This window comes from Moorena sp. SIO4E2 (genome assembly GCF_010671945.1).
GTDB lineage: Bacteria > Cyanobacteriota > Cyanobacteriia > Cyanobacteriales > Coleofasciculaceae > Moorena > Moorena producens.
This window is the reverse complement of record NZ_JAAHIE010000268.1, coordinates 1-9,827: the sequence shown is the minus strand read 5'-3', so window position 1 is coordinate 9,827 and position 9,827 is coordinate 1. Positions and strand designations below refer to the sequence as shown.

At 42.3% G+C, this 9,827-nt stretch carries 8 protein-coding genes; 6 read left to right on the top strand and 2 right to left on the bottom strand.

Translation table 11 applies throughout. The features are described from left to right. Nucleotides 1-72 precede the first annotated feature (72 nt). On the top strand, nucleotides 73-225 hold the full coding sequence (locus F6K37_RS23405; RefSeq protein WP_287252448.1) for a hypothetical protein: 153 nt from the start codon (nucleotides 73-75) through the stop codon (nucleotides 223-225). Between the two features lie 79 nt (nucleotides 226-304). Here the strand turns inward: F6K37_RS23405 and F6K37_RS23400 are convergent, their stop codons facing one another. Further along, nucleotides 305-1,546 carry a pentapeptide repeat-containing protein gene (locus F6K37_RS23400; RefSeq protein ID WP_287252446.1) on the bottom strand — a complete coding sequence of 414 codons (1,242 nt, stop codon included), beginning with the start codon at nucleotides 1,544-1,546 and terminating at the stop codon, nucleotides 305-307. A gap of 707 nt (nucleotides 1,547-2,253) precedes the next feature. Between F6K37_RS23400 and F6K37_RS23395 the strand changes: the two genes are divergently transcribed. From F6K37_RS23395 to F6K37_RS23375, 5 genes are all read left to right on the top strand, one after another. After that, nucleotides 2,254-3,336, top strand: coding sequence for a DNA cytosine methyltransferase (locus tag F6K37_RS23395; protein WP_287252444.1), 1,083 nt, complete (start codon nucleotides 2,254-2,256; stop codon nucleotides 3,334-3,336). Further along, a complete protein-coding gene (locus F6K37_RS23390; RefSeq protein WP_287252442.1) occupies nucleotides 3,309-3,503 on the top strand; it encodes a hypothetical protein in 195 nt (64 codons plus the stop codon). Before F6K37_RS23395 ends, F6K37_RS23390 begins: the two co-directional genes overlap by 28 nt. Nucleotides 3,504-3,849: 346 nt before the next feature. Then, nucleotides 3,850-6,141 (top strand): sensor histidine kinase, encoded by a 2,292-nt coding sequence (locus tag F6K37_RS23385; protein WP_287252439.1) that lies wholly within the window; start codon nucleotides 3,850-3,852, stop codon nucleotides 6,139-6,141. Continuing rightward, entirely contained in the window at nucleotides 6,095-6,541 is a 447-nt protein-coding gene (locus F6K37_RS23380; RefSeq protein ID WP_502709660.1) for a response regulator, read from the top strand. The genes F6K37_RS23385 and F6K37_RS23380 overlap by 47 nt, the downstream gene beginning before the upstream one ends. A gap of 165 nt (nucleotides 6,542-6,706) precedes the next feature. Then, nucleotides 6,707-7,870 carry a hybrid sensor histidine kinase/response regulator gene (locus tag F6K37_RS23375; protein ID WP_287252435.1) on the top strand — a complete coding sequence of 388 codons (1,164 nt, stop codon included), beginning with the start codon at nucleotides 6,707-6,709 and terminating at the stop codon, nucleotides 7,868-7,870. 383 nt (nucleotides 7,871-8,253) lie between these two features. Here F6K37_RS23375 and F6K37_RS23370 read toward each other — a convergent pair. Next, nucleotides 8,254-9,827: ABC1 kinase family protein (locus F6K37_RS23370; RefSeq protein ID WP_287252434.1), on the bottom strand; the 1,574-nt coding region annotated here is incomplete at its 5' end.

Here is a 9,827-nt window from a genome sequence, read left to right as displayed (position 1 = left end):
TGATTTATGTTATTAATAACAAGGTTGTTGATGGTTAAAGGTTAACCGTTTGACTGTTATTGGATATAGCTAATGAAATTAGTGTCGAATTACCAGTTAGGTAAATTAGGCGATCGCTCTTTTTTAAGACAGATAAATTATCAGACGAATTACCAGTTAGGTAAAAAAGAGCGATCGCTCTTTTTTAAGACAGATAAATTACCAGTCGAATTACCAGTTAGGTAAATTAGGCGATCGCTCTTTTTTAATACACATAACTGGTAATTTGTCAAGAACTAATTTCAGAGGGTTCACCTGGAAAATTCTAAAAAATTGCTCCTCTTTGAATTAGCTCAAGCTTGGTGGATTCATCAATTCCTAAAATATATGTGAATCGGGCATTTTTGACTTTAGCATCCCTGAGCTGGGCACGAGTGAGGTCGGCACCACTAAGGTTAGCACCACTGAGGTTAGTACCACTGAGGTTGGCACCAGACACCCTCATAGGATTCAGGAAGGCACCACTAAGGTTAACACCACTGAGGTTGGAATCACTAAGGTTGGTAGCACTGAGCTCAGCACCCCTAAGGTTGGCACCAATCAGGTTGGCACCCCTGAGGTTGGCACCCCTGAGGTTGGCACCAATCAGGTTGGCACCAATCAGGTTGGCACCAATCAGGTCGGCATTCTTCAGGTTGGCACCCCTGAGGTTAATACCACTGACGTTGACACTCCTCAGGTTGGCACCAATTAGGTTGGCAACTCTGAGGTTAGCACCACTGAGGTCGGCACCAATCAAGTTTGCACCACTGAGGTTAGCACCAATCAAATTTGCACCACTGAGGTTAGCACCGATCAAGTTTGCACCACTGAGGTTAGCACCACTAAGATTGGCAGCAATCAGGTTAGCACGAATCAATTTAGCACTACTGAGGTCCACATCACTCAGCTTAGGACGAATCAATTCCGCACCACTCAAGTCGGCACCACTCAGGTCGGCACCCCTCAAGTCGGCATCACATAGGTTGGCACCACTGAGCTTGGCATCACTGAGGTCCGTATCACTGAGATCCGCACCCCTCAAGTCTCGACCCACAGCTCCACTGTTAGCAATCTCTGCGACTAGACGCCATTTATGATCAAGCTTGCTATTGTCTTCATCATCTGACCTTTCGTTCAAAATTTGAATATCTTTTATAGGAAAACCGCTTAATTGTTTTAGGTCTTCTGATTTTATCCGAGCTTCAAGCCGTTCGATAGCTTCTTGAGACCCCTCTAGGATTAAGCGGCTTGGTTTAATATCAATAATGTTGATCGTGTATCCTGAGGATTCTTGTAAAATAGATTCAATCAGTTTTGAAGGTTGAACTGAATTTATATCCCCTTGTAATAAAAGAACAGCTTTTATTGTTTGACTTTGTCTCTGGATTACAGTTTGTTGGTGCGTCAGGGGTTGACTTGGCTCCACACCCTGCACCGGTTCTGAGCTACTGCCATCATTTTTGTTTAGCTGTTCTGATGATTTTTCTTCTGCTATTCCCGCAATTTCTTTCCAGTCTAGGGTCAATCCCTCGCATATCCGTTTAAATAAATCAAGCTGAATTGCCTCTGATTTAAAAAATTTGGTAACTGTATAGTGACTTATTCATTGTGACTTGGGAAAGTTACTTTTTAGCTCAAAGCCTAGCTTGTCCAAAGCCTTTTTCGCTGTTTCTACACCTTTTGAAGAAGCGGCGATAGTTAGTTTTTTAGTTTTATTACCCTGGCTAAACTCTGTCATTGTCTTGCTGATTTAGCATAACTCTAGCATCAGAAGTATTGAACAGAGAATAGGCAATAAGGAATAGGGAATAGGGAATAGGGTAAAAACTAGGAAGTTTGGGGAGGGTGAGGAGAGTGGGAAAAAACCGGGTATTTATAGCATGGTTTTAGCTAATTCAGATCACTCAGTATTTTCACCCTACCCTACAAGGGACGCCAAAGGCTAACAACTTTCAACCTCTAACCTCCAACCTCCAACCTTAAACCTTCAACCTCCAACCTCCAACCTTAAACCTTCAACCTTAACCCTTAAACCTTACTAACCTGATCGTAAATAATCAAATATGTACCAATTTGGCATAACAAAATCAGCTGATACCCTTAAACTACAATTAGTCCAAATATAGCCCTGATCATAATTATGAGGTACAGTAAATTTTCTTACCGCTGCTCCCTACTCCCTACTCCAAATAAAAATGCTATAGCTGATAGCTAAAAACTGCTCCCTAAGTCATGAATGATTCAAAAAACGCCATCGATATATTTGCAGGGGCAGGTGGCCTTTCTCTAGGTTTCCATATGGCTGGGTGGCAGATCACCACAGCAATAGAAATTGATAAGTCTGCTGTTTCCACTTATCGAGAAAACTTTCCTAGCACTAATGTTATTCGCTCCGATGTTCGAGCTATAGACTTTACTCAATTTCAAGGTATTGACCTAGTAGTAGGTTCACCGCCATGTCAACCTTTTTCTGTCCCAAACCAAGAGCGAAATAAACAGTTATCCCGAGCCAAGCCTAAGGATTTAGTTCCAGAATTTATTCGAGCGGTAAGGGATATTCGACCAAAGGCATTTTTAATGGAAACTATGCCTGGGTTGCAAAGGTCTAAAAAAAATCACTATTATCAATGGATTGAGCAGCAGCTTCAAACCCTAGATTATTCAGTTTATGTAGAGGTGTTAGAGGCAGCATCCTATGGAATTCCCCAGTATCGTGAACGTCTATTTTTCGTCGGTTTAGCCACAAAAAATGATTTTACGTTTCCCCGGAAAACCCATGGTTTAGGGACATCTAATCCCTATATTTCATCGGGTTCAGCCTTAACTGATGTTCCTGACTATGAGCCCAATACCACTAAAGTTTCCTATGCCAATAAACCCGTTATTCGTCCTACCCCTTGGACAGCAACTCTAGTCAAAGGTGGGGGAAAACCCATCAATTTCGATGCACCAAGTCCTACCATTACCGCTACTACAGTCGGTTACTGCACCCACATTATTGATCCTGAAGGTGTTTTACTGGTGTATCACCGTCATTTAATGAATGGGGGAAAGCCGAGATCAGGAACAGTTGAAGGGGTAAGACGGCTGACGGTACGGGAATCAGCTAGACTCCAATCCTTTCCTGATCATTTTGTATTCAAAGGTTCTAAAACATCACGATACAGACAGGTTGGTAATGCTGTACCACCACGGTTAGCCAAAGCAGTTGGAGAAGCAATCCATAAAGCCATCTTCCCCTCTGAGGTATCAACGACAAAAGACTTTCAATCCTATTTTGATCAGCTTTGCGACAAATTGCATCTGCGGCTGTAGGGGATAAGAGTGTGGGAGGTGTGGGAAGTGTGGGGAGATACAGTCAACTTAGTTACCCCTACTCCCTACTCCCTACTCCCTTAATGGAGTGTGGGGAGATGAAAGTGATGTGTAGCAACCTGATTTGCGTTCACGTTTGTCCATCAGAAGTTAACGTTTTTTGTTAAGTTAAATTATTAAATATTGAGTTTTTACGTATTATTATTAATATTTTTTTATAAGCAAGGCTAACATTCCTCTTGATGGCAAGAGGAATCCCATAAACAGCAGAAGATCTAAAGGCAGGACAAAAAATTTAATGTTTTTTTAAAAATTACTCTAGACCTAGTCGTTGACTTCCTGGGATATACTAGAGATTGCTAGCTAGTCATAGGTAAGTTCGGTTAAAGATCCACAAGTATTAGACCAAATAGTATTAGGCCAAATAGTATTAGGAATGATATCGATAATCGGAGAGCCTTCCTTCTAGAACTCGTATAACTGTTTATAATCCTGGATTAAGGTCATAGAATTATGCTAGGAATAGATTTACCAGCACAACAAACCAGATTGGATCACGAACCGATTCATGTAATTGGTCAAATTCAGCCTCATGGGGGACTGTTGGTACTGGAAGAGCCTGAGCTAAAAATATTACAAGTTAGCAACAATACCTCTAGGGTTTTGGGAATCCCTGCCGAAGCCATGCTAGAAAAAACCCTAGAAGATGTACTTGACCCATTCCAAGTGGAGAGAATTAAAGCTGGGTTATCTGAGGAAAATCTAGACCTGATCAATCCTACTAAAATTTGGGCGAGGAAAAAAGGGGATGATTACGCAGTATTTGATGGTGTGTTTCATCGTAACTCAGATGGATGTCTGATTCTGGAATTAGAACCAGCAGTTTCCCGTGAGACTATCCCATTTTTAAGCTTTTATCATCTAGCAAGAGCCTCCATCAACCAGCTCCAACAAACCTCAAACCTCCGAGATTTTTGTCAAATCATCGTCAAAGAGGTGCGAAAAGTCACTGGGTTTGACCGGGTGATGCTCTATAAGTTTGAAGATGATGACCATGGAGCAGTTATTGCCGAAGAAAAACTAGACAGTCTGGAATCTTACCTAGGCTTACACTATCCAGAATCCGATATTCCTAAACCAGCTAGACGATTATTCTGTTCCAATTGGATCCGCTTAATTCCAGATGCCAATTCCCAACCTGTTGAGATTTTTCCTACCGATAATCCCATCACCAATCGCCCCCTTGATTTAACATTATCAATTCTCAGAAGTGCTTCCCCCTGTCATATCAAGTACCTCCACAATATGGGAGTTGGGGCGTCTTTGACTATTTCATTGATTAAAGATAAAAAACTCTGGGGACTTATTGCTTGTCATCATCAAACCCCTAAATATGTATCCTATGAGTTGCGCAAAGCTTGCGAATTTTTAGGACGAGTGATTTTCTCAGAGATTTCAGCCCGAGAAGAGACGGAAGACTATGACTATCAGATGAAGTTGTCCTATATTCAATCAATATTGATTGAGTATATGTCCCAAGAAGAAAACTTTATTGATGGCTTAGTTAAGCATGACCCCAATTTACTGGACTTAACCAGTGCTCAAGGTGCAGCAATTTGTTTTGGGGATAATTTTACGGTTATTGGTGAAACCCCTAGTGAAGAAGACCTGAAGTTTTTGGTGCAATGGCTGAAACAGAATGTTGATCAAGAGGTTTTCTATACTGATTCTCTGCCTCGCATTTATCCTGATGCACAACGGTTTAAAGATATTGGTAGTGGCCTGCTAGCCATCCCCATTTCCAAGAGAAACTATGTGCTGTGGTTCCGATCAGAGGTGATTCAAACTGTGAATTGGGGGGGTGACCCCAATAAAGCCTTTGAAACAACCCACACACAGGGGACTTTGCAACTATCGCCCCGTAAATCCTTTGAACTGTGGAAAGAAACCGTTCGCTTAACCTCTTTACCCTGGAAACAGGTAGAAATTAAGACAGCACTGGAACTGAGGAAAGCATTGATTAATATTGTCCTGCGTCAAGCTGATGAATTGGCTCAATTGGCTCAAGATCTAGAACGTTCCAATGCTGAACTGAAAAAGTTTGCTTATGTGGCATCCCATGACCTGCAAGAACCCCTGAATCAAGTGGCGAATTATGTGCAGCTGTTAGAAATGCGCTACAATGACCGACTTGACGAAGATGCCAGCGAGTTTATTACCTTTGCGGTTGAGGGAGTCAGCCTCATGCAAACCCTGATTGATGATGTGTTGGCTTACTCGAAAGTCGATTTGCAGGGCATTGAGTTTAAACTGACGGAAGTGGAAACGGCCTTAGACCATGCTCTGGCTAATTTGCGGGGACGCATCCGTGAAACTGGAGCAGTGATTACCCATGACCCCTTCCCAACAGTTATGGCTGATAGCACCCAGTTGATGCAACTGTTCCAGAATTTAATCGGTAATGCGATCAAGTTCCGCAGTGAACAGCCACCGGAAATCCATGTGGGGGCAAAACGACTCGAAGATTCATGGCTATTTTCAGTGCAGGATAATGGCATTGGCATTGAACCGCAGTTTAGCGATCGCATTTTCGTGATCTTCCAACGTCTGCACACCCGGGATGAGTATCCTGGCACAGGTATGGGTTTGGCTATCTGTAAAAAGATTCTGGAGTGTCACCGGGGCAAAATTTGGGTAGAGTCAGAACTAGGTCACGGTGCCACCTTCTATTTTACAATTCCAGTAAGGGGACGCGAGCGTGAGCGTAGAAACGGACGAAAGACACAAAATCATATTTTTGGTTGAAGACAATAAAGCCGATATTCGCTTAATCCAAGAAGCGTTAAAAAATAGCTCGGTACCCCACCAGGTAGTAACGGTCAGAAATGGCATGGACGCTATGGCTTACTTAAACCAAGAAGGAGAGTATGCTGATGCCGTCCGTCCAGACCTGATCGTGCTAGATTTGAACTTGCCAAAAAAGGATGGTCGAGAGGTGCTCGCAGAGATTAAGGCTGACCCTAATCTCAAACGGATTCCTGTGGTGGTATTAACTACCTCAAGAAATCAGGATGACATTTTCCAGAGTTACGACTTGCATGTGAATTGCTACATCACCAAATCCCGGAATCTTAGCGAATTATTCAAAATCGTCAAAGGAATTGAAGACTTTTGGCTCTCCACTGTCACCCTGCCATCACAATAAAGGGATTAGGGATTACAGATTAGGGATTACAGATTAGGAATGAACCATGAGAGACTAGGGATTAGACATCAGGGTTGACTAATACAAAATCAGGAAACCAATGACGATTCTCTATCAAAGGAGAAATCCAGACCAATAAGCCCACAGAATAAATACTCAAAGGTAATGCCTGAAGGCTCAGTAAAAATCTTGTTAATTGAGGACAACCTGGCAGAAGCCAGATTGTTACAAGAGTTTTTGAAAGAAGCTCAGTTCAGGCACTTTAGTCTAGTTCATGTCAAGCGGTTGCGGGATGCACTCCAGGAAATCGCTCAGGCTAGAGCAATCTCAATTCCCTACGATGTGATCTTGTTAGATCTGACTCTACCGGACAGCCACGGACTAGCATCCCTCGGACCCTTGATCAAGCAAGCGCCTAGTTTACCGATTGTAGTGCTAACCAATACCAATGATGATGAATTAGCCATTGAGGCAGTTCGTCAGGGAGCACAAGATTATCTAGTCAAGCGGCAAGTCAAGGCAAAAATGCTGGTTCGTTCCTTGCGCTATGCTATTGAACGTAAGCAGGCAGCAGTTGCATTACGACAAGAAAATCAAGCCCTAGAAAGTCAGGTTCAGGAACAAACCGCTGAGTTGGTTAGAGCCAAAGAAGTCAACCAGCGCAAAGCTGAATTTGTTTCCATGCTCTCTCACGACTTTCGTAATCCCTTAAATACAATCCTCCTTTGTTCTGGATTGCTCCAAGACAAAGAGGAACAATTACCTCAAGAAAAAAAACTGGTTCATTTGCGGCTAATTCGCTCGGCCATCAAAAACATGGCCCAGTTGTTGGATGAGGTTTCATTAATCAGTAAAGCTGATTCCGGTAGACTCCTGTGTCAACCTACTCGGTTGGATTTGAAACGCTTTTGTCACCAATTAGTGGAAGAGTTACAAATCAGTACCAACAACAACCATCAGCTAGTTTTTACCAGTCAAGGGGAATTGAGGGAAGCGCTATGGGATGAACGATTGCTGCGACACATTTTTAGTAATTTGCTCGCCAACGCTATTAAGTACTCACCCACAGGGGGAACCGTTCAGTTTGAACTGATTGCTCAGACAGAATGTGTTATCTTCAGAATTCAAGACCAGGGTATGGGCATTCCCCCAGAAGACCAACAGCAACTGTTTCAGCCTTTCCATCGTGCTAGCAATGTTGGCACAATTCCTGGTAGTGGCTTAGGACTAGCTATTGTTCAACAGTGTGTGGAAGCTCATGGTGGTGAGATTTCTCTCAAGAGTCAGTTGGGAGAGGGTAGTACATTTACCGTTAGGTTACCGTATTAGGTTTTAGGGAATCGGGAATCGGGAATCGGGAATTGAGAATGAAGAATTGAGAATGAAGAATGAAGAATTGAGAATGAAGAATTGAGAATTGAGAATTAAGAATTGAGAATTGAGAATTGAGAATTGAGAATTGAGAATTGAGAATTGAGAATTGAGAATTGAGAATTGAGAATTGAGAATTGAGAATTGAGAATTGAGAATTGAGAATTGAGAATTGAGAATTGAGAATTAAGATGCGTTCGCGTAGGCTGGGCTACGGCCAATCCCAAAGGTAATTATTCAGTTATCAGTATTCAGCTATCAGCATTAACTTAATATTTGAATACTGACTACAATTTTATTATCCTGATTATCCTAATCCAAAGCAACTGACTAATAAAAAGTTATAACCGAAGCATTCGCCTGGCAATTTCGGAAGCAATTTGTTGACCTAGCCGTTGAGTTTCCTGCTTTAACAAAAGTTCCAGCATCTTTGGTACCGATTCTAGGTCAAACCTAGAGGATTCAATAATCATAGCCCCAATCTTTTCCATCCGCTCCAGGTTAGGAGACTCTAATTTTCCAGTTACATTAACTGCCAAGCCCACCGATGCAGTTATCTGGCCAAGAGTCTTGTATGAAAGATTTTCTAAACTGGTAACCATCTCTTCAACAAGAGCATTACGCAATATACTCCCTTGCTCGGAGTAGAGAAATTCTAACCCCTGGTGTAAGAGCGCACTAATATCAAACTGCCTACTTGTGCGCACCTGACCTAATAAATCCTCCAAAACATGCCATTGAATTCCACCATCTTGATACACAATCTCTTGTAAACAAGTCCTTAATTGGGGTGATGAATCCGTTAACAGCCGTTGGGCAACATAGGGATACGTTTCATTGAAGGGCTGAAAATTAGGATTGAGCTTAATTGCTATCCCTTCTAAGGTAGCGGCACTGCGGAAAATCAGGAGGTAGTAAGTGGGTAATTTAAATGGATATTTATAAAGTAACGGGGATAGCTTCCGAATAATACGATTAAAGCCGAATGTTGACACAGTAGCTTCCATCACCCCACCAAAAATATCAGTGAGTTCAGGAATCAGCGAGGTCACATCTGTCTCCGGTGGCAAAAAGTCGAGTTTCTTATAGTCTTGTGCTAAACCTTCAAAATCACCAATAACAATATGGACAACCGATTCCAGTAAGCGATACCGATAAGACGGTTCTACTGAGCTCATCATGCCAAAGTCAAGATAAGCCAATTTCCCATCAGGGGTAGCCAATAAATTGCCTGGGTGAGGGTCAGCATGGAAGTAACCTTCTTCTAAAAGTTGCCGCAAGCAACACTGAAATCCTACATCAATCAGGGTATTCGGGTCTAATCCCTGGGCTTTAATGGTTTCTAGTTCCGTCAATTTAGTCCCAGTGATCCACTCCATGGTTAACACCCGCCGCCCCGAGTATTGCCAGTATATACGTGGTACAGCGATATTGTTAATGTCACCGTAAAGTTCGGCAAATCGTTCCGCATTGCGACCTTCCTGGGTATAGTCCATTTCTTCAAACAAGCTAATAGCTAGTTCGTCTATAAGTGCTACTAGGTCGCTGTGAACAAAAGATATTGATTCTTGCGCCCATGCTGCTATTTTCCGCAGGATATAGATATCTAGGGAAATACACTCTACCAGACCAGGGCGTTGCACCTTTACTGCTACTATTTCACCAGTTTTGAGTGTCCCTTTGTACACTTGTCCTAGGGAAGCAGCAGCTACCGGTTTTTCGATCAGTGAGCCATAGATGTTGTTATAGTTATCCCCTAATTCTTCTTCAATTAACTGATAGGCAATATGATTAGGGAAAGGAGGTAATTGGTCTTGTAATTTAGTGAGTTCCTCTAAATAAATAGGAGGAACAATATCCGGACGACAGGAAAGGATTTGTCCCAATTTAATGAAGGTTGGACCAAGTTCAGTCA